A 25,559-nucleotide genomic window follows, 5' to 3' on the forward strand; every position below is an offset into this window, starting at 1 on the left:
GGTTGATAGGCCAGATATGGAAGCGCCGTAAGGTGTGGAGTTGACTGGTACTAATAGGCCGAGGGCTTGTCCTCAGTTGCTCGCGTCCACTGTGTAGGTTCTGAAGTAACGACCGTTGAGTCATGATTCCGGTTGGTTAACTTCATAGTGTTTCGGTGGTCATAGCGTTAGGGAAACGCCCGGTTACATTCCGAACCCGGAAGCTAAGCCTTTCAGCGCCGATGGTACTGCAGGGGGGACCCTGTGGGAGAGTAGGACGCCGCCGAACAATTCTTCAGATCCGGTCCCTGAATCCTCGTGATTCAGGGACCGGAGCTTTTTTGTTCCGATTTTCGGGTGGTGGGCGTAACTCGACGTTCACCTCATCCGACAAGGATCCGCCTCATGCGGACTGTGGGAACGCTCAAGTCGGCCGGTGTGCGGACCGGGGATGAGGTCGTGGTGCCGGCGTACGGCAACGCCGAAGTGGCCCGGGCCGTCGTGGAGTTGGGCGCGGTGCCGGTATTTGCCGACGTGGACGGGGACAGCTACTGCCTGGACCCGGCGTCGGTGGCCGACGTGGTGTCCAGTCGGACGGTGGCGGTCGTGGCGGTCCACAAGTTCGGGCGGCCGGCGGAGGTCGGACGGCTGCGTGAAGTGGGGCAGCGGCACGGGCTGTTGGTGCTGGTGGAAGACGAGGCCGGGGCGGATCCGGCGGGTACGGAGCTGCGTCGGGCGCATGCGGCGTATCTGGACGAGCGGCTCAGCGGGGTCCGGACGCCGGCGTCGGCGTCGGGGCACCTGTACGCGCAGTACGTGGTGCGGGTGCCGGGGAACGGCCGGCCGGACCGGGATGCGTTCGCACGGACCTTGCGGGCCAAGGGCGTTGGGTGCCGGGTGCCGGTGCAGGCGCCGGTGTACCGGCTTCCGGGGTTGCGGCGGGACGTGTTCCTGCCGGAGACCGAGCGGGCGGTGGACGAGACGTTGACGCTGCCGGTGCACGCCGGGATGTCGCGGCGCGAGCTGCAGAAGATGGTCGGTGCGTGCAATGCGCTGGGGGGATTGCTGCAGCCGGCTTTTTAGGAGCGGGCGGGGTGGTTCGTGAACGCCGCGGAGTTGGGGTAATATTCTTTCTGTTGCCGGCCCCAATAGCTCAGTCGGCAGAGCGTCTCCATGGTAAGGAGAAGGTCTACGGTTCGATTCCGTATTGGGGCTCAAGAGGTAAAGGCCCTCGCCGAATGGCGGGGGCCTTTGTCGTATGCGGCCGCGGGTGAGGGGGCCTCAGTTCGCCTCGGTTCTGTGCGCGATATGGGCCGGGCCCTGTGCGCCCGGGCGGCCGTGCGGGTGTGGGGCGGGACACCACGGTGGGTGGCCCGCCCCGGGGTCAGCCGGACTGGGGCTGGGGCTCGGGGACGCGCATGGCGAGGATGGCCATGTCGTCGGAGGCCGGTTCGGCGGCGAAGCGTTCCACGGCGCGCAGTACGCGGGCGGCGACGGCGCCGGCGGTCAGGCCGGTGCAGGTCGTCAGGACGTCGGTGAGGCCGTCGTCGCCGAGCATGCGGGCGCCCTCGCGGCGTTCCGTGACGCCGTCGGTGACGCACAGCAGGACGTCGCCCGGGTCGAGGGTGACGGTCTGTTCGTACAGTTCGAGGTCGTCCATGACGCCCAGCAGGGGCTGGGGTTCGGCGGCTGGTTCGACCGTGCCGTCCTGGCGCAGCCGGAGCGGCAGCGGGTGGCCGGCGCAGACGACCTTGAGGAGGGCGCTGCCGTCGTCCTGGGGCCAGAGCTCGCCGTAAAGGAGGGTCAGGAAGCGGCTGCGGGCTCCTTCGTCGAGGATGGCGGCGTTGAGCCGCTCCAGGACGGCGGGGCCGCCGAAGCCCTCGCGGGCGAGCAGGCGCAGGGCGTGCCGGGCGAGGCCGGTGACGGCGGCGGCTTCCGGGCCGGTGCCGCAGACGTCGCCGATGGCGAAGCCGTAGGCGCCGTCGCGGATCGGGAAGAGGTCGTAGAAGTCGCCGCCGACCTCGTTGCCCTCGCCGGCCGCGCGGTAGATGACCTCGACCTCGACGCCGGCGATGTCGGGCAGCTCCGGGGGCAGCAGGCTGCGCTGGAGGGACTGGCTGATGGCCGTGCGCTCGGAGTAGAGGCGGGCGTTGTCCAGGGCGAGGGCGGCCCGGCGGGAGAGGTCCTCGGCGAGTTCGAGGATCTCCTGGCGGAAGTGCTCCTCGGTGGGCTTGCCGAGGGTGAGCATGCCGATCACGCGGTTACGGGCGACGAGGGGGAGCACGACGGTCTCGCCGCCGACCGCGGAGGCGGTGGCGAGGGTGGCGCCGGGGCCGCTGGAGGGGCGTGCGGCGTTGCCCAGGCCGAGGCTGCGCATGGAGGTGCGCAGGGCGGCGTCGTGGGCGGCGTCGCTGGGGGCGGTCCAGACGCGGGCGCCGGGGGTGGGGACCGGCTCGGGCGGGTCGACCTTCATCAGGAGGGTCTTCAGCCCGTCGATGCGGTCCTCGTCCTCGTGCAGGACGTACGACAGCTCGGGTTCGGAGGCCTGGTCGGCGACGGTGTAGACCGCGCACCAGGTGGCGAGGGTGGGGACCGTCATCTGGGCCATCAGGGCCAGGGTCTGGTCGCGGTCGAGGGTGCCGGCCAGCAGGTCGGACGCCTCGACGAGGAACGACAGCGAGCCGCGGCGGAGCTTTTCGAGTTCGGTCAGCCGGGCGCGTTCCACGGCGAGGGCGATGCGGTCGGCGGCGAACTGGAGGCGGAGGGCCTCTTCGTTGGTGTAGCGGCCGGGGTTTTCGGCGGCCACGCCGAGGGAGCCGGTCAGCCGCCCTTCGACCTTGAGGGGGACGGTGACGACGGAGCGCATGCCCGTGCCGCTGAGCAGGGGGACGGCGCCGGGGACGGCGGTGAGGTCCTCGTGGACGGCGGGCATCCGGGCGGAGCCGTAGCGTCCGGAGCCGGCTTCGACGGGGACGCGGGCGAAGCGCTGGCGGGCGGAGGGCAGGCCCGTGGAGGCGCGGACCTCCAGTTCGGTCTCGTCGTCGGTGGCGAGCAGGAGGTAGGCGGCGTCGCCGTCGAGCATGTCGCGGGCGCGTTCGACGGTGCGCTGGAGCAGGCCGTCGAGGTCGTCGGGGGCCGGCGAGCCGATGAAGACCTCGAACGGGTCGGAGGGGTGGGCCGCCGACTGGGCGGCCTGGCCGGTGTGCGAGGCGGTGTCGCCGGCGGGGGTGCGCTGGGGGCTCTGGAGGATCGCGCGTTCGTGGTCGCGGACCAGCAGGCAGACCGTCGAGGCCTCGCCGTCGGCGTCGCGGACGCGCAGGTGGGAGGCGTAGACGGGGACGACCCGGCCGTCGGAGCCGCGCATGCCGTAGGAGCCCTCCCAGCGGGAGAGCTGGAGCGCCTCGGCGATGCCGGTGCCGGTGCCGGGCGTGTGCGGCCAGGCGGCGAGGTCGGTGAGGGGCTTGCCGATGACCTGTTCGGGGTCGTAGGCGAAGAGGTCCTGGGCGTCCTCGTTCCAGAAGCTGATGCAGCCGCCGCGGTCGATCTGGATCACCGCGACGCGGACCCGGCTGTCGGTGACCGGGAGGGCGTCGACGGGGAGGGCGGGGCCGGCGGAGCGGGTGCCGGCGGGGCGCTCGGGGAGGTCGAGCTGGAACCAGACGTATTTCTGGGCGGCGCTGTATTCGACGCCCCAGCGGGCGGCGAGGGCGCCGCACAGGAGCAGTCCGCGGCCGCCCTCGCGGTCCGGGTGGACGATGACCTGGCCGGCGTTCTGGAGCGGAATCTCCCGTTCGGGGTAGCGGTCGGCGACGGAGATCTTGACGCCGTCGTCGTCGCGCTGGCACAGGACGTCCGCGGCGGTGCCGGCGTGCACGACGGCGTTGGTGACCAGCTCGCTGGTGAGGACGACGGCGTCGTCGATGATGTCGGCGCAGCCCCAGCCCTGGAGGGTGTCGCGGACGAACGCACGGGCGGTGGCGACCGAGCGCCCGACCGGCTCGAAGGTTGCGGCGGCCCGCGCGGTGATCACTGGTCTCCTCATGCGTGTGTCGGTGATCTGCTCCCCCATGGTCGCGGCGCCCCTCCGGAAATACCTGGTGTGCTCGTGCCCCCGCCCGTACGCGAGGTCACGGGGGCGGGTGGACAGCCGTATGCCAGGTTACTTACCTTCGCCGCGGCCGAGGATGCCGGTCACGTGTGTTTCCGCCCCAATCGTGCCGTGGGACGGTGTGCGATGCTGCCGAACTGTTATGGCCTGGTTGGGCCATGGTGAAACACTGGGCAAGTATCAAGAGAAAGCCCGGGTAGAACGGTCGACCCTGCGGGAGGGACACGGTGGAGTCTGGCGCAGCGGCGCGGGGCGCAAGCACGCGCGCGAAAGGCGGACGTTCCCGGAGCAACGGGACGACCGAGGTGGATACGGCTGCGCTGAATCGGCTGTTGGTCGCTCTGGTCGCCATGCGGGACGGGAACTTCCGCAAGCGGCTCACGGTTTCCGGCGACGGTGTCATGTCGGAGATCGCGGCGGTCTTCAACGAGGTCGCGGACCGCAATCTGCATCTGACGGGCGAGCTGGCGCGGGTGCGCCGGGTCGTCGGACGTGAGGGAAAACTCACGGAACGGCTGGAGGTCGGCGCCGCCGAAGGCTCCTGGGCCGCGGCCATCGACGCGTCGAACGCGCTGGTCGACGACCTGGTACGGCCGGTTTCCGAGGTCGGCCGGGTGCTCTCGGCGGTGTCCGAGGGCGATCTGGAACAGCGGATGGATCTTCGGTCGCGCAGTTCGGACAGTTCTTCGGAGCATCCCCTGCGCGGTGAATTCTTGAAGGTCGGCCGGACGGTCAACGGCCTGGTGGACCAGCTCTCCGCGTTCACCGACGAGGTCACGCGGGTGGCCAGCGAGGTCGGCACGGAGGGCAAGCTCGGCGGCCAGGCGCGGGTGCGCGGAATGTCGGGTTCGTGGAAGGATCTCACGGAATCCGTCAACACCATGGCGTCCCGGCTGACCGCACAGGTCCGGGACATCGCGCTGGTCACCACGGCGGTCGCCAAGGGTGATCTGTCGCGCAAGGTGACGGTCCATGTCGCCGGCGAGATGCTGGAGCTGAAGAACACCGTCAACACGATGGTGGACCAGCTGTCGTCGTTCGCCTCCGAGGTGACCCGGGTCGCCCGCGAGGTCGGTACGGAGGGCGAGCTCGGCGGTCAGGCCCAGGTCCCCGGTGTGGCCGGGGTGTGGAAGGACCTGACGGATTCGGTCAATCTCATGGCCGGCAACCTCACCGCTCAGGTGCGCGGGATCGCCCAGGTCACCACGGCCGTGGCCAATGGTGACCTGTCGCAGAAGGTGACGGTCAGCGCACGCGGCGAGGTCGCCCAGCTCGCCGACACGATCAACACCATGACCGAAACGCTGCGGACCTTCGCGGACGAAGTGACGCGGGTGGCGAACGAGGTCGGGGCCGAGGGGCAGCTCGGCGGTCAGGCGCAGGTGCCGGGTGCCGCGGGCACGTGGAAGGACCTCACCGATTCGGTGAACAACGCCTTCCGGAACCTGACGGCCCAGGTGCGGGACATTGCGCAGGTGACGACGGCGGTCGCCAACGGTGATCTCTCGCAGAAGGTCACCGTCGATGTGGCCGGGGAAATGCTGGAGTTGAAGAACACCGTCAACACGATGGTGGACCAGCTCTCCGCGTTCGGTGCCGAAGTGACGCGGGTGGCGCGGGAGATCGGCGTCGAGGGTGAGCTGGGCGGCCAGGCGGCGGTGCCCGGGGCGGCGGGGACCTGGAAGGACCTCACGGACTCCGTCAACACCGCGTTCCGCAACCTCACCGGTCAGGTGCGCAACATCGCGCAGGTGACGACCGCGGTCGCCAACGGCGATCTGTCGCAGAAGGTCACCGTCGACGTCTCCGGCGAGATGCTCCAGCTGAAGAACACCGTGAACACCATGGTGGACCAGCTGTCGTCGTTCGCCGACCAGGTCACGCGGATGGCCAGGGACGTCGGTACGGAGGGCCGGCTGGGCGGTCAGGCCCGGGTGGACGGCGTCAGCGGCACCTGGAAGGAGCTGACCGACTCCGTCAACTTCATGGCGGGGAACCTCACCTCGCAGGTGCGGCAGATCGCCCAGGTGACGACGGCGGTGGCGCGCGGTGACCTGTCGCAGAAGATCGACGTGGACGCGCGCGGCGAGATCCTGGAGCTGAAGAGCACCATCAACACGATGGTCGACCAGCTCTCCGCGTTCGCCGAGCAGGTCACCCGGGTCGCCCGTGAGGTCGGTACGGACGGCCGGCTGGGCGGTCAGGCACAGGTGCCCGGTGTGGCCGGCGTCTGGCGCGATCTGACCGACTCCGTGAACGGCATGGCCGGCAACCTCACGGCCCAGGTCCGCAACATCGCGCAGGTCGCCACGGCCGTCGCGCGCGGTGACCTGTCGCAGAAGATCGACGTGGACGCCCGGGGCGAGATCCTGGAGCTGAAGAACACCCTGAACACCATGGTCGACCAGCTCTCGTCCTTCGCGGAGCAGGTCACCCGGGTCGCCCGCGAGGTGGGCACCGAGGGCATCCTGGGCGGTCAGGCAGAGGTGCAGGGCGTCAGCGGCACCTGGAAGGACCTCACCCAGTCCGTCAACTTCATGGCGAACAACCTGACGTCGCAGGTGCGCAACATCGGCGAGGTGACGACCGCGGTGGCCCGCGGTGACCTGTCGAAGAAGATCACCGTCGACGCCAAGGGCGAGATCCTCGAACTGGTCACGACCGTCAACACGATGGTCGACCAGCTGTCGCTGTTCGCCGAGCAGGTGACCCGGGTCGCCCGTGAGGTCGGTACCGAAGGCCAACTGGGCGGCCAGGCACGTGTTCCGGGCGTCACCGGCATCTGGAAGGACCTCAGCGACAACGTCAACCTGATGGCCAACAACCTGACCATCCAGGTGCGGAACATCTCGCAGGTCTCCGCGGCGGTCGCCAACGGCGATCTGACGAAGAAGGTCACGGTCGAGGCGCGCGGTGAGGTCGCGCAGCTCGCCGACACGGTCAACACGATGGTCACGACGCTGTCGTCGTTCGCCGACGAGGTCACGCGGGTGGCCCGCGAGGTGGGCACCGACGGCATCCTGGGCGGTCAGGCCCGCGTCCCCGGCGTAGCCGGGACGTGGAAGGACCTCACCGAGTCCGTGAACTCGATGGCCAACAACCTGACCGGACAGGTCCGCAACATCGCGATGGTCACCACCGCCATCGCCAAGGGTGATCTGACCAAGAAGATCGACATCGACGCGCGCGGCGAGATCCTCGCGCTGAAGACCACCATCAACACCATGGTCGACCAGCTGTCGTCCTTCGCCGAGCAGGTCACCAGGGTGGCCCGCGAGGTGGGTACGGAAGGCCAGCTGGGCGGTCAGGCGCAGGTGCGGGGCGTGGCCGGCACCTGGCGGGACCTGACCGAATCCGTGAACGAGATGGCCGGAAACCTGACCCGGCAGGTGCGCGCCATCGCCGCGGTCGCCGCGGCGGTGACCCTCGGCGACCACAACGTCCGGATCGACGTGGACGCGGCCGGCGAGATCCTGGAGCTCCAGGACAACGTCAACACCATGATCGCCACGCTCCGCGAGACCACTCTCGCCAACGAGGAGCAGGACTGGCTCAAGGGCAACCTCGCCCGGATCTCCGGTCTGATGCAGGGCCGGCGCGACCTCAAGGACGTCGCCACGCTCATCATGAGCGAGCTGTCGCCCGCGGTCTCCGCGCAGCACGGCGCGTTCTTCCTGGCGGCGCAGCCGGACAGCCAGGAGATCGGCGCGGACGGCGGCGAGTCGGGCGAGTACGAGCTGCGGCTGATGGGCTCGTACGGCTACTCCGGGGGCAATATGCCCACCACCTTCAAGCCCGGTGAGACGCTGATCGGCACGGCCGCCGAGGAGAAGCGCACGATCCTGGTGGAGAACGTGCCCTCCGGCTACCTCAAGATCGCCTCGGGGCTGGGCGAGGCGCCGCCGGCGAACGTGATCGTGCTGCCGGTGCTGTTCGAGGACAAGGTGCTCGGCGTGATCGAGCTGGCGTCGTTCCAGCCGTTCACCCAGATCCAGAAGGACTTCCTCAGCCAGATCGCCGAGATGATCGCGACCAGCGTCAACACCATCTCGGTCAACACTAAGACCGAGGTGCTGCTCAAGCAGTCGCAGGAGCTGACCGAGCAACTCCGCGAGCGCTCCGCCGAGTTGGAGAGCCGGCAGAAGGCGCTGGAGCTGTCCAACTCCGAACTGGAGGAGAAGGCCGAGCAGCTGCGGGCGCAGAACCGCGACATCGAGGTCAAGAACACCGAGATCGAGGAGGCCCGGCAGGTCCTGGAGGAGCGCGCCGAGCAGCTCGCGGTCTCGATGCGCTACAAGTCGGAATTCCTGGCCAACATGTCGCACGAGCTGCGCACCCCGCTCAACTCGCTGCTGATCCTGGCCAAGTTGCTGGCCGACAACGCCGAGGGGAACCTCTCCCCGAAGCAGGTCGAGTTCTCGGAGACGATCCACGGCGCGGGCAGCGACCTGCTCCAGCTGATCAACGACATCCTGGACCTGTCGAAGGTCGAGGCCGGCAAGATGGACGTCAGCCCGACGCGGATCGCGCTGGTCCAGCTCGTCGACTACGTCGAGGCCACCTTCCGGCCGCTGACCGCGGAGAAGGGACTCGACTTCTCCGTACGGGTCTCGCCGGAGCTGCCGGCCACGCTGCACACCGACGAGCAGCGGCTGCTGCAGGTGCTGCGCAACCTGCTGTCCAACGCGGTGAAGTTCACCGACACCGGCGCGGTCGAGCTGGTCATCCGGCCGGCCGGCGCGGACGTCCCGGTGGCCATCCGCGAACAGCTGCTGGAACACGGTTCGCTGCGCGACCCGGACGCCGAGATGATCGCGTTCTCCGTGACCGACACCGGCATCGGCATCGCCTCCAGCAAGATGCGGGTCATCTTCGAGGCCTTCAAGCAGGCGGACGGCACGACCAGCCGCAAGTACGGCGGTACCGGTCTGGGCCTGTCCATCAGCCGGGAGATCGCCCGCCTGCTGGGCGGCGAGATCCACGCCCAGAGCGAGCCCAACCGAGGCTCCACCTTCACGCTCTACCTGCCGCACAACCCGGGCGGGCTGCCGCCGCAGGGCTACCCGCAGCTGGTCGCCGGCGGGCTGGCGATGGACGCGGAGGCGCGCGAGACGGAGGCGGGGATCCAGGAGGCGGAGGAGCCGCCGCGCCGGGAGGTGGGCGGCGGCAGCCTCAACCGGCGCCGCCGGCGGGCGATTTCCGGGTCCCAGCGGCGGTTCGCGCTGCCCGGCCAGCAGCCGTCCGGCCCGCCGCAGCCCGCCCCGCAGTCGCCCGCTCAGCCGGAGCGGCAGCCCGCCGAGGAGCCCTGGCTGGGCAACGGCCAGGACCTCGTCGAGCCGGGCTTCGAGGGCGGCTTCCAGGGCGAGAAGGTGCTGATCGTCGACGACGACATCCGCAACGTCTTCGCGCTCACCAGCGTCCTGGAACAGCACGGGCTGTCGGTGCTGTACGCGGAGAACGGCCGGGAGGGCATCGAGGTCCTGGAGCAGCACGACGACATCGTGCTGGTACTGATGGACATCATGATGCCGGAGATGGACGGCTACGCGACCACCGCGGCGATCCGCCGGATGCCGCAGTTCGCCGGGCTGCCCATCATCGCGCTGACCGCGAAGGCCATGAAGGGCGACCGGGAGAAGAGCATCGATTCCGGGGCCTCCGACTACGTGACCAAGCCGGTCGACACCGACCATCTGCTGTCGGTCATGGAGCAATGGATGCGCGCGGAGTGAGAGGGCGTCCAATATGGAGCCGGAATGAGGATCATCGCGTGCTGACGGAGTGTGGCGGCGGACGTGTGGAGGCCCCGGATCCGGGGAACCTTCTCGTCTCTGTCTGCGTTTCTGCTACGTGCACAGTGACATCGCGGTGACAGGGTGTGGCGACAGGCGGGGTGCAGCTACCATGACCGGCACAAGGACGGGCGGCATGACGGAGTCGTCCCCTGGGGCGGCGTCCGGTTCACTGCCGGGGCGAGGAGGACGGGCCATGGTGCAGAAGGCCAAGATCCTCCTGGTCGATGACCGGCCGGAGAATCTGCTGGCGCTGGAGGCGATCCTCTCCGCGCTCGATCAGACACTGGTGCGGGCATCGTCCGGGGAGGAAGCGCTCAAAGCACTGCTCACGGACGATTTCGCGGTGATTCTGCTCGATGTGCAGATGCCGGGCATGGACGGTTTCGAGACCGCCGCGCACATCAAGCGGCGTGAGCGCACCCGTGACATCCCGATCATCTTCCTCACGGCCATCAACCACGGTCCGCACCACACCTTCCGCGGCTACGCGGCCGGCGCGGTGGACTACATCTCCAAGCCGTTCGACCCGTGGGTGCTGCGCGCGAAGGTCTCGGTCTTCGTCGAGCTGTACATGAAGAACTGCCAACTGCGGGAGCAGGCCTCCCTGCTGAGGCTGCAGCTGGAGGGCGGCCGGCCCAGCGCCGACGAGGCGAGGGAGTCGGCGGGGCTGCTCGCCGAGCTGTCCGCGCGGCTGGCGGCGGTCGAGGAGCAGGCGGAGGCGCTGTCCAAGCAGCTGGACGAGACCGCGGACGCCGCGGCGGTGGCCACCGCGGCCCATCTGGAGCGCAAACTCACCGGGCTGCGCCGGGCGCTGGACGCCCTGGAGCCCGGCGCCGGGGCCGCCACGGGCTGAGCGCGGGGCGGCCGCCGGGCCGCTGACGCCCCCTCATGAGACGGGCGCGCGACACGGATGGGTGAAGGGCCGTGCGCTCGTGTCATGCCCGCGGTCGCCTGTAATCTCGTCGCCATGGCCTCACGTACGTCCGGCAAGGGAACCCAGAGCACGGCGGGCCCCTCGAAGCAGCGCGCCGGACGGTCCGGGGGCGCGGCCAAGAAGACCGCAGCGAAGAAGGCGCCCGCGAAGCCGCCCGCCAAGAAGGCCGCGGCGAAAAAGGTCCCGGCCAAGAGGGCCCCGGCCAAGAAGGCGCCCGCCAAGAAGGCCCCGCCCAGACCGGCACCGTCCCCGACCGGGGGGGTGTACCGCCTGGTCCGCGCCTGCTGGCTGGGGATCGCCCACACCATCGGAGCGGTGTTCCGCGGGATGGGCCGCGGCGCGAAGAACCTCGACCCGGCGCACCGCAAGGACGGTCTGGCCCTCGGGCTGCTCGGTCTGGCACTGGTGATCGCGGCCGGCACCTGGTCCAACCTCTCCGGTCCGGTCGGCGACCTCGTCGAGCTGCTGGTGACCGGCGCGTTCGGCCGTCTCGACCTGGTCGTCCCGATACTGCTCGGCGGCATCGCGGTGCGGCTCATCCGGCACCCGGAGCAGCCGGAGGCCAACGGACGGATCGTCATCGGGCTGTCGGCGCTGGTCGTCGGCGTCCTCGGGCAGGTCGCGATGGCCTGCGGCTCACCGGGACGCGGCGATGGTTTCGCGGCCATACAGGACGCCGGCGGCTACCTCGGGTGGGTCGCCTCCAAGCCGCTGATCTTCACCGTCGGCCAGACCCTGGCCGTGGCGCTGCTGGCGCTGCTGACCGTCTTCGGGCTGCTGGTGGTCACCGCGACCCCGGTCAACGCGATCCCGCAGCGGCTGCGGGCGCTCGGCGTGCGGCTGGGCGTGGTGCACCCCCTGGCGGAGGAGGTGGACTTCGACGAGGCCGAGGAGTACGCCGAGGACTGGCGCGAGCAGCCCGCGCGCGGCCCCCGTCGCCGTCCCTCCGCGGCGTCCGCCCCGGCCGACCCGGACTCCCTGGAGGAGGAGGCGCTGGCCAAGCGGCGCCGGCCGCGCCGGAGCTCGGTACAGCCCGCCGCGGACCGGCCGATGGACGCGGTGGACGTGGCCGCCGCGGCCGCCGCCGCGCTGGACGGCGCGGTGCTGCACGGCGTCCAGCCCTCCCCGCTCGTGGCCGGGCTCAGCAGCGGCATCTCGACCGAGCACCGCGAGCACGACGGCGCGGACACCTCGGGGGAGAGCGGTACGGTCCCGCCGGCCCGCGGCGCCGGGCCGAAGCCGGAGCCGACGCCTGCCGAGGAGCCGTCGACCGCGTCCGTACCGGACTTCACCAAGGCCGCGCCCGAGCCGTCCGGTGAGCTGCCGCCGCGCGCCGAGCAGCTCCAGCTGTCCGGGGACATCACCTATGCGCTGCCGTCGCTGGACCTGCTCTCCCGGGGCGGGCCGGGCAAGACCCGCAGCGCCGCGAACGACGCCATAGTGACCGCGCTGACCACGGTCTTCCAGGAGTTCAAGGTGGACGCCGCGGTCACCGGTTTCACCCGCGGCCCGACGGTCACCCGCTACGAGGTCGAGCTGGGCCCGGCCGTCAAGGTCGAGAAGATCACCGCGCTGGCCAAGAACATCGCGTACGCGGTGGCCAGTCCCGACGTCCGGATCATCAGCCCGATCCCGGGCAAGTCCGCGGTCGGCATCGAGATCCCCAACACCGACCGCGAGATGGTCAACCTCGGCGACGTGCTGCGGCTCGCGGACTCCGCCGAGGACGACGACCCGATGCTGGTGGCCTTCGGCAAGGACGTCGAGGGCGGGTACGTCATGCACTCGCTGGCGAAGATGCCGCACATGCTGGTGGCCGGCGCCACCGGCTCCGGCAAGTCGTCCTGCATCAACTGCCTGATCACCTCGGTGATGATGCGTGCCACCCCGGAGGACGTCCGGATGGTGCTGGTCGACCCCAAGCGCGTCGAGCTGACCGCCTACGAGGGCATCCCGCACCTGATCACGCCGATCATCACCAACCCCAAGCGGGCCGCCGAGGCGCTGCAGTGGGTGGTGCGCGAGATGGACCTGCGCTATGACGACCTGGCGGCCTACGGCTTCCGGCACATCGACGACTTCAACGAGGCGGTGCGCGAGGGCAGGATCAGCGCGCCCGAGGGCAGCGAGCGGGAGCTGGCGCCTTACCCGTACCTGCTGGTGATCGTCGACGAGCTGGCGGACCTGATGATGGTCGCGCCGCGCGACGTGGAGGACTCCATCGTCCGCATCACCCAGCTCGCCCGGGCCGCCGGCATCCATCTGGTGCTCGCCACCCAGCGGCCGTCCGTCGACGTGGTGACCGGCCTGATCAAGGCCAATGTGCCCTCGCGGCTCGCGTTCGCCACGTCCTCGCTGGCCGACAGCCGGGTCATCCTCGACCAGCCGGGTGCCGAGAAGCTGATCGGCAAGGGTGACGGGCTGTTCCTGCCGATGGGGGCGAACAAGCCGACCCGTATGCAGGGCGCGTTCGTCACCGAGGCCGAGGTCCACGCCGTGGTCCAGCACTGCAAGGACCAGATGGCCCCGGTCTTCCGGGACGACGTCACGGTGGGCAGCAAGCAGAAGAAGGAGATCGACGAGGACATCGGCGATGACCTCGACCTGCTGTGTCAGGCCGCTGAGCTGGTGGTTTCCACCCAGTTCGGGTCGACGTCGATGCTCCAGCGCAAGCTGCGGGTGGGCTTCGCGAAGGCCGGCCGGCTGATGGACCTGATGGAGTCGCGCAACATCGTCGGGCCCAGCGAGGGGTCGAAGGCTCGTGACGTTCTTGTGAAACCTGACGAACTGGACGGAGTGCTGGCGGTGATCCGGGGGGAGGCTACGGAGTAGCACAGACATCCGGGTCACCCGTACGGGAGACGCAAGCAACCGTTTCTCCTGCCGACACGTCAAGTTGAGGGAGGCGAGGGAACGATGCTTCATCATCAACCCGCACGGCACCCCCGCGGGGCGTTCTGATGGCGTACAAACCGAGCTCTCCCGCTTGCCCGACCCTTTCGCTCCACCCCTAGACTGAGCTTCCAGCAGGTGGCTACACGCTCGAAAGGCGCCGCCCGTGTCCATCGGCAACTCCCCCGAAGCTGACCGGCCTTCCGTCGGTCGCGCCCTCCAGCAGGCCCGTGTCGCCGCGGGACTGACCGTCGAAGAGGTCAGTACGACGACACGGGTGCGCATCCCCATCGTGCACGCGATCGAGCAGGACGACTTCTCGCGCTGCGGCGGTGACGTCTACGCCCGGGGGCACATCAGAGCGCTCGCCCGCGCCGTCTCGCTCGACCCCGGCCCGCTGATCGCGCACTTCGACGCCGAGCACGGCGGCCGGCCGACGCCGACCGATCTGGCCGCCCCGATCTACGAGGCGGACCGGATCCGCTCCGAGCCGCGCCGGCCGAACTGGACGGCGGCGATGGTCGCGGCGATCGTCGCGGTGGTCGGTTTCGCCGGCTTCACGCTCTTCACCGGCGGCGACAAGAGCGACAACAGCCCGATCGCGTCCGATTCGCACGCCAAGCCCGCGCCGGCACCCACCCGCCACCCCTCGACGATCAAGCCGCCGCTGCCGGAGCCGTCCGACAGTGCGGTCGCCGGGCTGCCGAAGGACAAGGTGACGATCAAGGTCACTGCCAAGGACGGCCAGAGCTGGGTCTCCGCCAAGGACGCCAACGGCAAGCTGCTGGAGGACAGCCTGCTCAAGCAGGGCGAGTCCAAGACGATCACCGACAAGAAGCGGATCGACCTGGTCCTCGGCAATGCGCCGGTCGTACAGCTGTACGTCAACGGCAAAGAGGTCAAGGAGATCGGTGAGAAGGGGCCCGTCGAGCGGCTCAGCTACACGCCGGGGGACCCCCAGGCGGGCTGAGCGCCGCGCTCCGGACCGCGTCCGCCGCCCGGCCCGGGGCCCCTGGGGCCCCGGCGGCGGAGACCTGCGCGAAGGGGGTGTCCGGGACGAAGTAGGCTGAGCCCTATGCCCGAACGCCGTACCGTCGCCCTTGTCACCCTTGGCTGCGCCCGTAACGAGGTGGACTCGGAGGAGCTCGCAGGCCGCCTGGCGGCGGACGGCTGGGAGCTGGTCGAGGAAGCCGCCGATGCCGATGTCGCCGTCGTCAACACCTGCGGGTTCGTCGAGGCCGCCAAGAAGGACTCCGTCGACGCCCTGCTGGAAGCCAACGATCTGAAGACCGCGGCCCGTGAGGGCGGCGGCAGAACCCAGGCCGTGGTCGCCGTCGGCTGCATGGCCGAGCGCTACGGCAAGGAGCTCGCCGAGGCGCTGCCCGAGGCCGACGGCGTGCTCGGTTTCGACGACTACGCCGACATCTCCGACCGGCTGCAGACCATCCTCAGCGGCGGTGTCCACGCCTCGCACACCCCGCGCGACCGCCGCAAGCTGCTGCCGATCAGCCCGGCCGAGCGGCAGGGCTCCGCCGGGGTCGCCCTGCCCGGCCACGCCCAGGCCGAGGCGCCGGCCGCCCCGCCCGAGGACCTGCCGGACGGCATCGCGCCCGCCTCCGGGCCGCGCGCCCCGCTGCGCCGCCGGCTCGGCAGCAGCCCGGTGGCGTCGGTGAAGCTGGCCTCCGGCTGCGACCGGCGCTGCACGTTCTGCGCCATCCCGTCCTTCCGCGGCTCGTTCATCTCCCGACGGCCCTCCGATGTGCTCGGGGAGACCCGCTGGCTGGCCGAGCAGGGCGTCAAGGAGATCATGCTGGTCTCCGAGAACAACACCTCCTACGGCAAGGACCTCGGCGACATCCGCCTGCTGGAGACGCTGCTGCCCGAGCTGGCGGCCGTCGACGGCATCGAGCGGATCCGGGTCAGCTATCTGCAGCCGGCCGAAATGCGACCGGGTCTGATCGACGTCCTGACCGGGACCGACAAGGTTGCGCCCTACTTCGACCTTTCCTTCCAGCACTCGGCGCCCGGTGTGCTGCGGGCGATGCGGCGCTTCGGCGACACCGACCGCTTCCTGGAGCTGCTCGCGCAGATCCGTACGAAGGCGCCGCAGGCCGGTGTCCGGTCCAACTTCATCGTGGGCTTCCCCGGGGAGAGCGAGGGTGACCTGGCGGAGCTGGAGCGCTTCCTGACCGAGGCCCGGCTCGACGCCATCGGCGTCTTCGGCTACTCCGACGAGGACGGCACCGAGGCCGCGTCGTACGAGAACAAGCTCGACCCGGACGAGGTCGCCGAGCGGCTGGCACGGGTGTCGCGGCTGGCCGAGGAGCTCAGCGCGCAGCGCGCCGAGGAGCGGATCGGCGAGACGGTGCGGGTGCTGGTCGACCGTGACGACGAGGAGGACGGTCTCGTCGGGCGGGCCGCGCACCAGGCGCCGGAGACCGACGGTGTCACCCTGCTCTCGACCGGCCAGGAACTGTCGCCCGGTCGTATGGTCGAAGCAAAGGTGGTGGCGAGCGAGGGCGTGGACCTGGTGGCGGAGGTGCTGTCGGTGGACGGCACGTCGTGTACCGAGGAGGCGGCCAGATGACCGGAGTCCCGGCTTCCGCAGCGGGTGGCCCGCGCACGGCGCCGGCCGTCCGGCCGGCCGGGCTGTGGAACATCGCCAACGTCCTGACGATGCTGCGGCTGGTGCTGGTCCCCGCCTTCGTGGTGCTGCTGATGCACGACAACGGGACCGACCGGGCCTGGCGCGCCTTCGCCTGGGCCGCCTTCGCGATCGCCATGATCACCGATGTCTTCGACGGACATCTGGCGCGCACGTACAACCTCGTCACCGACTTCGGCAAGATCGCCGACCCGATCGCGGACAAGGCGATCATGGGCGCGGCGCTGATCTGCCTGTCGGTGCTCGGTGATCTGCCCTGGTGGGTGACGGGCCTGATCCTCTTCCGTGAGCTCGGCATCACGCTGATGCGCTTCTGGGTGATCAAGCACGGTGTGATTCCGGCCAGCCGGGGCGGCAAGATCAAGACATTGGCGCAGGGCACCGCGGTTGGGATGTACGTCCTGGTGCTGACCGGGCCGCTGGCGACGTTCCGCTGGTGGGTGATGGCGGCGGCCGTGGTGCTGACGGTCGCGACCGGACTCGACTACGTCCGGCAGGCCGTGGTGCTGCGCCGGGCCGGGCTGGCGCGGGAGCGGGCCGCCCGGGCCGAACAGGACACCGTCCGGTGACCGGGCCGGGTTCTGCCGCGGCCGGGGCGCTGGAGCTGCTCGCCGGACGGGGGCAGAGCCTGGCCGTGGCGGAGTCGCTGACCGGCGGCCTGGTGGCCGGCACGCTGACCGCGGTCCCCGGGGCCTCGCGGGTGCTGCGCGGCTCGATCACCGCGTACGCAACCGACCTCAAACGGGACGTACTGGGCGTCGACGGCGCCCTGCTGGCCGCACGCGGAGCCGTGGACGGCGAGGTCGCCCGGCAGATGGCGGCCGGTGTGCGGCGGGTGCTGGGCGCCGACTGGGGCATCGCCACCACGGGCGTCGCCGGACCCGATCCGCAGGACGGGCAGCCGGTGGGCACGGTTTTCGTCGCGGTGCAGGGACCGGACGGTGCCGGCGAGGTGCGCCGGCTGGCCTTCACGGGGGATCGTGACCGGATCCGCCGGGACACCATTGACGCGGTGCTCGCACTGTTGTTGAGCGAACTGACAGAAAATGCGCGGGCACAGGATACGGAACAACACGGGGGGAATGGATGTTTGCAGCCCTGAGTGAACACGTACTTGCGCCCGGCACGGCCGCGGCCCGAGGCGGTACGGTGGGGCGAGAAGGATCCGGATCCGAGGTCCGAGGAGGGAGCCAGCGATGATTCTGCTTCGTCGCCTGCTGGGTGACGTTCTGCGCCGACAGCGTCAGCGCCAGGGCCGAACCCTGCGCGAGGTCTCGTCCTCCGCCCGGGTGTCGCTCGGCTATTTGTCCGAGGTCGAGAGGGGGCAGAAGGAGGCTTCCTCCGAGCTGCTCTCGGCGATCTGTGACGCGCTGGACGTGCGCATGTCCGAGCTGATGCGGGAGGTCAGCGACGAGCTGGCGCTCGCCGAGCTGGCCGCGTCCGCGGCCGCGAGCGACGCGGTGCCGGCGCCGGTGCGGCCGAAGCTCAATTCGGTGTCCGTCGCGTCCCTGGCCGGCGTACCGGAGGAGCGCGTGACGATCAAGTCCCCGGCCGACGTCGTGGATGTCGTCGCGGCCTGACACACCTGATCACAGGCGTCCGGAGCCCCGGCGGGCAGCAGCCCGCCGGGGCTCCGTGCTGTCCGGGGAGGTCCGGCGGATCACCGTGGCCGCTCAGATCGTGCGATTCATTTGTACGATGGCTAAATCGGACAAATAGTCCGAATTGCTGTCGGGATCGCCCACGGGACGCGCTCACCTGGATCGATCGCCCGGACCGGTCGGCCACCTCGGTCACCCGGACCGGCTGTCCGGATCGTGCGCGGCTCGATCGGGTCCGGTCAGGTCCGATCCCCGTTCGAACAGGAGTATCTGGATGTCTGTCGTCAAGAGCACGCTGTCCGACGAAGCCCGCGGCATCGTGGGGACCGCCCTGCAGGGCGCCCTCGTCGACCTGGTGGACCTCTCCCTCGTCGCCAAGCAGGTCCACTGGAACGTCGTCGGCCCGCGGTTCCGCTCCGTGCACCTCCAGCTCGACGAGGTGGTCGCCAGCGCACGGACGCACATGGACACGGTGGCCGAGCGGGCGGCCGCGATCGGGGTGTCCCCGGACGGCCGAGCCGCAACCGTCGCCAAGACCAGCGGCATCAACGAGGTGCAGGACGGCTGGGTCAAGGACGGCGACGTGGTGCGGGCCATGGTGAACGCCCTGGGCGCAGTCATCGGGCGGATGCGCGAGCGGATCATCGCCACCGATGAGCCGGACCCGGTCACCCAGGACATCCTGATCGGCCTCACCGCCGATCTGGAGAAGCACCACTGGATGTTCCAGGCCGAGGCCCACTGACGGTGCCCGTGGTGGTTCCGCGCGCCGCAAACGCGCCGGTGCGCTCTCCCCGCCGACCGCGGGCCCGTCTAGCGTCGGCCGGAGGAGGCAGCCATGGCGTGGCGTGGAACCGCGGCCCGCGGACCGGCCGGCCGGCTCCCGGAGCGTGAGCCGGCCGGCCCTCGTCCGTGGGCCGTCCCGGGGCGCCGGATATCCGCGGCCCTCGTCGGGGGGCTGTGGTGGTGCGCCGTGCTCCGGCTGGCGTTCTGGCCGCAGACGGCGGGCCTGGTCGAGGGCGCCGTGGCGCTCGGCGGCTGGGGCCTGAGCCTGCTGCCGGTGCACTGCGTGCCGTGGACGGGCCGGAACGAGTCCCGGCGCCGTCGGGCCGTGCTCCGGCGGGCCCGGATGGCGTTCACCACGGCATGGCGACGCCGCCGTTGGGGCGGAGGATCTGGCCGGTCGTGAAGGACGAGGCGTCCGACGCGAGGTACAGCACGGCGTGCGCGACTTCCACCGGCTCTCCCACCCGCCCCAGCGGTGACATCCGGATCATCGGCGCCTCCGCCCGCCGCTGCGCCTCCTCGGTGGGACGGTCGGTCATCGGGGTGCGGATCCAGCCCGGCGCGACGGCGTTGACGCGGATACCGTGCCGGCCGACCTCGGTGGCCAGCGTCCTGGTCAGCTGCACGACGGCGGCCTTGGCGGCCCCGTAGCAGAGCAGGCCCGGTGCGCCGGTGTCGATCGCACCGGAGGCCATGGTCACGAGGGAGCCGCGGGTGCCGGTGGCGATCATCGCCCGGGCAGCCTCCTGGCAGCCGTACAGCACCCCCTTGAAGTTGGTGTTCCACACCCGGTCCAGATCCTCGTCCGCGGTTTCCAGGACGGGGGCGGAGTGCATGATGCCGGCGATGTTCGCCAGCACGTCGAGCCGGCCGGAGGCGGAGCGGGCCGCATCGACGACGGCGGCGACCTCGGCCCGGCGGGTGACGTCGACGCGGTGGGCGTGCGCGCTGCCGCCGGCCGCGGTGAGTGCCGCGGCGGTCGCCTGCGCGCCCCGTTCGTCGAGGTCCGCGCAGTGCACCGTGGCACCGGCCGCGGCGAGGAGCGCCGCAGTGGCACGGCCGATTCCGTTCGCCGCGCCGGTCACGATCGCAGTGCGGCCCGTGAGGTCGTACGCGGGCAGGGGCATGCCGGGAGGGTAGGGCCGAGCTGACGGGCCGTCAATTGTCTGTGCGGGGCTGGCAGCCAGGGCACCAGTAGGTGACGCGTTCCTCGGCCGCGGGGTCCTGGTCGGCGGAGCGGACCGGCGTACCGCAGCGCAGGCAGGGGCGGCCGGCCCGGCCGTAGACCCACAGCCGGCGGTCCGGGCGGGCGCTGGGCGTGGTGGTACGCGCCGGGCGCCGCTTGTTCGCCTCCAGCAGCTTCTTGGCGAGCGCCGGCGCCCGCTCCGGCGCCGGCAGCTCGCCCACGGGCAGCCAGGGCGAGGCGCGCAGCAGGAAGCACAGCTCCGACTTGAAGACGTTGCCGATGCCGGCCAGATTGCGCTGGTCGAGCAGGGCCTCGCCGAGCGGCCGCCGCGGGGCGTCGAGCAGCCGGCGCAGCGCCTCCGCGGCATCCCAGTCGGGGCCCAGCAGATCGGGCCCCAGATGGCCGACGACCCGCCCTTCCTCGGCCGTCGGCAGCAGATCGAGGACCGGGAGACGGTAGCCGACCGCGGTGTGCTCCGCCGTGCCGAGGACCGCCCGGATCTGATGGGCCGGCCCGCCGCGCCAGCGCTCGGCGGGACCGTAGATCTGCCAGGCGCCGTCCATCCGCAGATGGGAGTGGAGGGTGAGACCGCCCTCGAAACGGGTCAGCAGATGCTTGCCGCGGGGGAGCACCGCCTGCACCTCGCGGCCGGTCAGGTCCACCGTCGCGAGCTTGGGCACCCGCAGGTCGCAGCGGGTCAGCGGCCGGCCGGCGAGCGCTTCGTGCAGCCGCTGCGCCAGCCGCCAGACGGTGTCACCTTCGGGCATGCCCCCATCATGCCGGTCCGCCGGCCCGGTCAGCCGCGCAGCCGCAGCCCCCGCGGCGTCGGGTGGAAGCCCGCGGACTCCAGGACGGCGGCGAACGGAGAGGTGAGGGCCGCGGTGCCGTTGATGCGCTCGGTGGTGATCGTGCCCAGCGCGCCGGCCCGGGCGGCGTCGGTGAGCGCCTCCACCGCGGGCCGCAGCCGGGGGTCCCTCGCGGCGCCGGCCGGGTCCTGGCCCAGCGGCCACATCAGCAGGGTCTTGCCGCCGCGCTCCATGTAGAGCGTCAGCTCACCGTCGACCAGGACCACCATGGAGCCCGCCTTCCGGCCGGGCTTGTGGGTCGAGCCCTCGGGCGGATCGGGCCAGGGCAGGGCGGCGCCGTAGGCATTGGCCGGATCGGCGGCGGCCAGCACCACGGCCCGCTGCGGACCGCCGCGCCGCTGCGGACCGCCGTCCGGCAGCGCCTCGTCGGCGGTGCGCTCCCGCTGGGTGTTCACCGCGCGCAGCCGGTCCACCGCACCGTCCATCGCGAACTGGGCGGCGCCCAGCCCCTCGACGACATAGCCGCGGCGGGCCTGGCCGGACTCCTCGAACGCGGCCAGGACGCGGTACGCGGCGGAGAAACCACCCTCGACCCCTTCGGCCGCGACCGCCCCGCGGGTGACGATGCCGTGCCGGTCCAGGAGCGTACGGGCCAGGGCGTGCGCGCGGTGGGTGGGGTCCGGCTCGGGAGCGGGCAGCAGCGACCAGCGGCCGCCGACGGTCGGCGGGCCCGACCGGGACGCCGTGGGCCGGCCGCCGTGGCCCGCCGCCATGGCCAGCGAGCCGTACCGCCCGCGGGGGACGGCGCGCCGGGCGCGGTGCGCCGTCGAACCGGCCGTACGCCCCGAGCCGAGCAGCGCCCGCAGCGGGGCGAGGGTGTCGTTGGTCAGCCGGCCCGACCAGGCCAGGTCCCAGAGCGCGTCGGCCAGTTGGGGATCGGTCACCTCGGGGTGGGTGGTCGCCCGGACCTGGTCGGCGAGCTGGCGGAAGAACAGGCCGTACCCGGGGGCGAGCGCGGCCAGCAGCGACTCATGGAGGGCGGTCAGCTCCAGCGGGAGCGGCGGCGGCAGCAGCAGCGGAGCCGTGTCGGCGAGATGCAGCGAGAGCCAGCCGTCCTTGCCGGGCAGCGCACCGGCACCGGCCCACAACACCTCACCGGTCGCGGTGAGTTCGTCCAGCATGGCCGGGGTGTACCCGCCGACGCGGGACGGCAGCACCAGCTTCTCCAGGGCCGAGGCCGGCACCGGCGCGCCCTGCAACTGCTCGACGGCGCGCACCAGCCCGTCGATGCCTCGCAGACTGTGCGACGCGCCGCCGGACGGCACCGGCGGGCCGCTCACCGGGGCCGGGCGCGGCGCGGCGACATGCTGCCACTGGGGCAGGAACGCGGCGAGCGCCGCCGGCGGCACCGGCTCCAGCTCCTCGCGCAGCGCGGCCAGCGAACGGCGGCGCAGCCTGCGCAGCACCTGGGCGTCGCACCACTCCTGGCCGATGCCCGCCGGGTGGAACTCGCCCTGGACGACGCGACCGGCGGCGGCGAGGCGGTGCAACGCGCCGTCCGTGACCGCAGCGCCCAGACCGAAGCGGGCGGCGGCCTGCTCGGACGTGAACGGCCCGTGCGTACGGGCGAAGCGGGACAGCAGATCGCCCAGCGGATCCTTGACCGGTTCCGTGAACGACTCCGGGACGCCGACCGGCAGCGCCGTGCCCAGGGCGTCCCGCAGCCGGCCGGCGTCCTCGACCGCGGCCCAGTGGTCGGCGCCGGCGATCCGCACCGAGATGGCCCGCCGGGCGGCGCCCAGCTCCCGCGGCCAGGCCGGATCCGCGCCGCGCTCGACCAGCTCGGCGTCGGTCAGCGGCCCCAGCAGCCGCAGGACGTCGGCCACCCCCTCCGCGTCCTTGACCCGGCGGTCCTCCGAAAGCCACTGCAGCTCGCGCTCCAGCTCGGCCAGCACCTCGGCGTCCAGCAGCTCACGCAGCTCCGCCTGGCCCAGCAGCTCGGCGAGCAGCCGCGAGTCCAGCGACAGCGCGGCGGCCCGCCGCTCGGCGAGCGGGGAGTCGCCCTCGTAGAGGAACTGGGCGACGTAGCCGAACAGCAGCGAGCGGGCGAACGGGGACGGCTCGGGGGTCGTGACCTCCACCAGGCGGACCCGGCGGGCCTCGAGGTCACCCATCAGCTCCGTCAGACCGGGCACGTCGAAGACGTCCTGGAGGCATTCGCGGACGGCCTCCAGCACGATCGGGAAGGACCCGAACTCGCTGGCCACCTGGAGCAGTTGGGCCGCGCGCTGCCGCTGCTGCCACAGCGGGGTGCGCTTGCCGGGATTGCGGCGGGGCAGCAGCAGGGCGCGGGCGGCGCACTCGCGGAACCGGGACGCGAACAGCGCCGAGCCGCCCACCTGGTCCGTGACGAGCTGATCGACATCGCCCGGATCGAAGGCGACATCGGCGGCCCCCACCGGGGACTGCTCCGGGTCGTACTCCGCGCCGCGCGCACCCAGCCCCGGGTCGCCGGCCGTGCCGAACCCGCCGTCCCCGTCGAGGAGGTCGAGGCCCATCAGGTCGGCGTCCGGCAGACGCAGCACGATGCCGTCGTCGGCATGCATCACCTGGGCGTCCAGGCCGTAGCGCTCGGCCAGCCGGGAGCCGAGGGCCAGCGCCCACGGGGCGTGCACCTGCGCGCCGAACGGGGAGTGGATGACCACCCGCCAGTCGCCGAGCTCGTCGCGGAACCGCTCGACGACGATCGTGCGGTCATCGGGGACATGGCCGCAGGCCTGCCGCTGCTCGGCGAGATAGCCCAGCACATTGGAGACCGCCCAGTCGTCCAGCCCGGCCGCGGCCAGCCGGCTCCGCGCCTCCTCCGGGTCGGCGGCCCCGATCTCCCTGAGGAACGCGCCCAGCGCCCGCCCCAGCTCCAGGGGACGGCCCAGCTGGTCGCCCTTCCAGAACGGCAGCCGGCCGGGCACCCCGGGGGCGGGCGTGACCAGCACCCGGTCCCGGGTGATGTCCTCGATCCGCCAGGACGTCGTACCGAGCGTGAAGACGTCGCCGACCCGGGATTCGTAGACCATCTCCTCGTCGAGCTCGCCCACCCGGCGCCCGCCGCCGCCCTTGCCGGAGTCGCCGCCGGCCAGGAACACCCCGAACAGGCCGCGGTCCGGGATCGTGCCGCCCGACGTCACGGCCAGCCGCTGGGCCCCGGGCCGCCCGGTGACCGTCTGGGCGACCCGGTCCCACACCAGGCGCGGCCGCAGCTCGGCGAACGCGTCCGAGGGATAGCGGCCGGCGAGCATGTCCAGCACGGACCGGAACGCCGACTCCGGCAGCGCGGCGAACGGCGCCGCCCGCCGGACGACGGCCAGCAGCTCCGCCACGTCCCAGGTGTCCATCGCCGCCATCGCCACGACCTGCTGGGCGAGCACGTCCAGCGGATTGGCGGGCACCCGCAGCGCCTCGATGGCGCCGGTCCGCATCCGCTCCGTCACCACGGCCGCCTGCACCAGATCGCCGCGGTACTTCGGGAACACGATGCCCGTCGAGACCGCCCCGACCTGATGGCCGGCCCGGCCCACCCGCTGCAGACCGGACGCGACCGACGGCGGCGACTCCACCTGCACCACCAGGTCGACCGCGCCCATGTCGATGCCCAGCTCCAGACTGGACGTGGCGACCACGGCCGGCAGCCGGCCCGCCTTCAGGTCCTCCTCCACCTGGGCGCGCTGCTCCTTGGACACCGAGCCGTGGTGCGCCCGCGCCAGCAGCGGCGGCGCGCCCTTCGCGGCACCGGCCTCCGCCATCAGCTCCGCGGGGGAGTGGTGCTCGGGCAGCGCCGTCCCGGTCGTCCGCTCGTAGGCGATCTCGTTGAGGCGGTTGCACAGCCGCTCCGCCAGGCGGCGCGAGTTGGCGAAGACGATCGTGGAGCGGTGCGCCTGCACCAGATCGGCGATCCGCTCCTCGACCTGGGGCCAGATGGACGGCTTCTCACCGGTCTCGCCCTCCCGGACCGGGGCGCTGCCCAGCTCGCCCATGTCCTCCACCGGGACGACCACCGACAACTCGAAGCGCTTCCCCGACGGCGGCTGGACGATCTCCACCCGGCGCCGCGGCGACAGATAGCGGGCCACCTCCTCCACCGGGCGCACCGTCGCCGACAGCCCGATCCGGCGCGCCGGGCGGTCCAGCAACTCGTCCAGCCGCTCCAGGGACAGCGCCAGATGCGCCCCGCGCTTCGTGCCGGCGACCGCGTGCACCTCGTCCACGATCACCGTCTCGACGCCCGCCAGCGCCTCCCGCGCCGAGGACGTCAGCATCAGGAACAGCGACTCGGGCGTCGTGATGAGGATGTCCGGCGGGCGGTTGGCGATCGCCCGGCGCTCCGCCGGGGGCGTGTCGCCGGAACGGATCCCGACCCGGATGTCCGGCTCCGGCAGGCCCAGCCGGACGGACTCCTGCCGGATGCCCGTCAGCGGGCTGCGCAGATTGCGCTCCACGTCGACGGCCAGCGCCTTCAGCGGTGACACGTACAGCACCCGGCAGCGCTTCCTGGGCTCCGCGGGCGGCGGTGTGGACGCCAGCGCGTCCAGCGACGCCAGGAACGCGGCGAGCGTCTTGCCGGAACCCGTCGGCGCGACCACCAGGACGTCCGAGCCCGCGCCGATCGCCTGCCAGGCGCCCTCCTGCGCGGCGGTGGGCGCGCGGAACGCCCCGGCGAACCATTCGCGGGTCGCCGGCGAGAACGAGTCGAGCGCTGCCTTGGTCATGTTCCCCATCGTGCACCGGACCACTGACAACGCGGCCCCACCGG

At 71.7% G+C, this 25,559-nt stretch carries 15 protein-coding genes, 1 tRNA gene and 1 rRNA gene; 13 read left to right on the plus strand and 4 right to left on the minus strand.

Features of this window, described 5'->3' with window-relative positions; translation table 11 throughout:
- The first annotated feature begins 151 nt into the window (after positions 1-151).
- From rrf to ACGF4C_RS03245, 3 genes are all read left to right on the plus strand, one after another.
- Positions 152-268: ribosomal RNA gene (gene rrf, locus ACGF4C_RS03235) — 5S ribosomal RNA — on the plus strand.
- Positions 269-384: 116 nt separating this feature from the next.
- Positions 385-1,062: a DegT/DnrJ/EryC1/StrS family aminotransferase gene (locus ACGF4C_RS03240; RefSeq protein WP_393562862.1), complete on the plus strand. Its 678-nt coding sequence runs from the start codon at positions 385-387 to the stop codon at positions 1,060-1,062.
- A 59-nt stretch (positions 1,063-1,121) separates the two neighbouring features.
- Positions 1,122-1,194 (plus strand) — tRNA-Thr (locus ACGF4C_RS03245).
- Between the two features lie 169 nt (positions 1,195-1,363).
- Here the strand turns inward: ACGF4C_RS03245 and ACGF4C_RS03250 are convergent.
- Complete coding sequence (locus ACGF4C_RS03250) at positions 1,364-4,021, minus strand: SpoIIE family protein phosphatase (RefSeq protein ID WP_393562863.1); 2,658 nt, start codon at positions 4,019-4,021, stop codon at positions 1,364-1,366.
- Positions 4,022-4,314: 293 nt separating this feature from the next.
- On the opposite strand from ACGF4C_RS03250, the gene ACGF4C_RS03255 reads away from it, so the two are divergent.
- From ACGF4C_RS03255 to ACGF4C_RS03300, 10 genes are all read left to right on the plus strand, one after another.
- Positions 4,315-9,819, plus strand: coding sequence for a HAMP domain-containing protein (locus ACGF4C_RS03255; protein WP_393562865.1), 5,505 nt, complete (start codon positions 4,315-4,317; stop codon positions 9,817-9,819).
- A gap of 256 nt (positions 9,820-10,075) precedes the next feature.
- A complete protein-coding gene (locus tag ACGF4C_RS03260; protein WP_201809813.1) occupies positions 10,076-10,735 on the plus strand; it encodes a two-component system response regulator in 660 nt (219 codons plus the stop codon).
- A gap of 114 nt (positions 10,736-10,849) precedes the next feature.
- Complete coding sequence (locus ACGF4C_RS03265; protein ID WP_393562867.1) at positions 10,850-13,648, plus strand: DNA translocase FtsK; 2,799 nt, start codon at positions 10,850-10,852, stop codon at positions 13,646-13,648.
- 226 nt (positions 13,649-13,874) lie between these two features.
- Positions 13,875-14,678 carry a helix-turn-helix domain-containing protein gene (locus ACGF4C_RS03270; RefSeq protein WP_393562868.1) on the plus strand — a complete coding sequence of 268 codons (804 nt, stop codon included), beginning with the start codon at positions 13,875-13,877 and terminating at the stop codon, positions 14,676-14,678.
- A gap of 105 nt (positions 14,679-14,783) precedes the next feature.
- Entirely contained in the window at positions 14,784-16,295 is a 1,512-nt protein-coding gene (rimO, locus tag ACGF4C_RS03275; RefSeq protein ID WP_393562870.1) for a 30S ribosomal protein S12 methylthiotransferase RimO, read from the plus strand.
- The gene (gene pgsA / locus ACGF4C_RS03280) at positions 16,292-16,942 is read left to right on the plus strand and encodes a CDP-diacylglycerol--glycerol-3-phosphate 3-phosphatidyltransferase (protein WP_393562871.1); all 651 of its coding nucleotides are present in this window, start codon (positions 16,292-16,294) and stop codon (positions 16,940-16,942) included. The genes rimO and pgsA overlap by 4 nt, the downstream gene beginning before the upstream one ends.
- Complete coding sequence (locus ACGF4C_RS03285) at positions 16,939-17,475, plus strand: CinA family protein (protein WP_030415588.1); 537 nt, start codon at positions 16,939-16,941, stop codon at positions 17,473-17,475. Before pgsA ends, ACGF4C_RS03285 begins: the two co-directional genes overlap by 4 nt.
- A 94-nt stretch (positions 17,476-17,569) precedes the next feature.
- Positions 17,570-17,953 (plus strand): helix-turn-helix domain-containing protein, encoded by a 384-nt coding sequence (locus ACGF4C_RS03290; RefSeq protein ID WP_030415589.1) that lies wholly within the window; start codon positions 17,570-17,572, stop codon positions 17,951-17,953.
- A gap of 295 nt (positions 17,954-18,248) precedes the next feature.
- A complete protein-coding gene (locus ACGF4C_RS03295; RefSeq protein ID WP_393562873.1) occupies positions 18,249-18,719 on the plus strand; it encodes a Dps family protein in 471 nt (156 codons plus the stop codon).
- 93 nt (positions 18,720-18,812) lie between these two features.
- Complete coding sequence (locus ACGF4C_RS03300; protein ID WP_393562874.1) at positions 18,813-19,163, plus strand: hypothetical protein; 351 nt, start codon at positions 18,813-18,815, stop codon at positions 19,161-19,163.
- Here the strand turns inward: ACGF4C_RS03300 and ACGF4C_RS03305 are convergent.
- From ACGF4C_RS03305 to ACGF4C_RS03315, 3 genes are read right to left on the minus strand one after another with little or no spacing between them, the layout of a single operon-like run.
- On the minus strand, positions 19,111-19,887 hold the full coding sequence (locus tag ACGF4C_RS03305) for an SDR family NAD(P)-dependent oxidoreductase (protein WP_393562876.1): 777 nt from the start codon (positions 19,885-19,887) through the stop codon (positions 19,111-19,113). The genes ACGF4C_RS03300 and ACGF4C_RS03305 overlap by 53 nt on opposite strands.
- A gap of 31 nt (positions 19,888-19,918) precedes the next feature.
- Positions 19,919-20,713 (minus strand): Fpg/Nei family DNA glycosylase, encoded by a 795-nt coding sequence (locus tag ACGF4C_RS03310; protein WP_393562878.1) that lies wholly within the window; start codon positions 20,711-20,713, stop codon positions 19,919-19,921.
- A 29-nt stretch (positions 20,714-20,742) separates the two neighbouring features.
- Entirely contained in the window at positions 20,743-25,515 is a 4,773-nt protein-coding gene (locus ACGF4C_RS03315; RefSeq protein ID WP_393562880.1) for a DEAD/DEAH box helicase, read from the minus strand.
- Between the last annotated feature and the right edge of the window lie 44 nt (positions 25,516-25,559).

The organism is Streptomyces sp. NPDC048197, assembly GCF_043202395.1.
Taxonomy (GTDB): domain Bacteria; phylum Actinomycetota; class Actinomycetes; order Streptomycetales; family Streptomycetaceae; genus Streptomyces; species Streptomyces siderophoricus.

Bases quoted from the DNA above. Each gene is read 5' to 3' on its own strand.
- ACGF4C_RS03290 (WP_030415589.1), top strand. From the start codon at position 17,570: ATGATTCTGCTTCGTCGCCTGCTGGGTGACGTTCTGCGCCGACAGCGT.
- ACGF4C_RS03315 (WP_393562880.1), bottom strand. From the start codon at position 25,515: ATGACCAAGGCAGCGCTCGACTCGTTCTCGCCGGCGACCCGCGAATGG.
- ACGF4C_RS03260 (WP_201809813.1), top strand. From the start codon at position 10,076: ATGGTGCAGAAGGCCAAGATCCTCCTGGTCGATGACCGGCCGGAGAAT.
- ACGF4C_RS03265 (WP_393562867.1), top strand. From the start codon at position 10,850: ATGGCCTCACGTACGTCCGGCAAGGGAACCCAGAGCACGGCGGGCCCC.
- ACGF4C_RS03305 (WP_393562876.1), bottom strand. From the start codon at position 19,887: ATGCCCCTGCCCGCGTACGACCTCACGGGCCGCACTGCGATCGTGACC.
- rimO (WP_393562870.1), top strand. From the start codon at position 14,784: ATGCCCGAACGCCGTACCGTCGCCCTTGTCACCCTTGGCTGCGCCCGT.
- ACGF4C_RS03310 (WP_393562878.1), bottom strand. From the start codon at position 20,713: ATGCCCGAAGGTGACACCGTCTGGCGGCTGGCGCAGCGGCTGCACGAA.
- ACGF4C_RS03250 (WP_393562863.1), bottom strand. From the start codon at position 4,021: ATGAGGAGACCAGTGATCACCGCGCGGGCCGCCGCAACCTTCGAGCCG.
- ACGF4C_RS03300 (WP_393562874.1), top strand. From the start codon at position 18,813: ATGGCGTGGCGTGGAACCGCGGCCCGCGGACCGGCCGGCCGGCTCCCG.
- ACGF4C_RS03240 (WP_393562862.1), top strand. From the start codon at position 385: ATGCGGACTGTGGGAACGCTCAAGTCGGCCGGTGTGCGGACCGGGGAT.
- ACGF4C_RS03295 (WP_393562873.1), top strand. From the start codon at position 18,249: ATGTCTGTCGTCAAGAGCACGCTGTCCGACGAAGCCCGCGGCATCGTG.
- pgsA (WP_393562871.1), top strand. From the start codon at position 16,292: ATGACCGGAGTCCCGGCTTCCGCAGCGGGTGGCCCGCGCACGGCGCCG.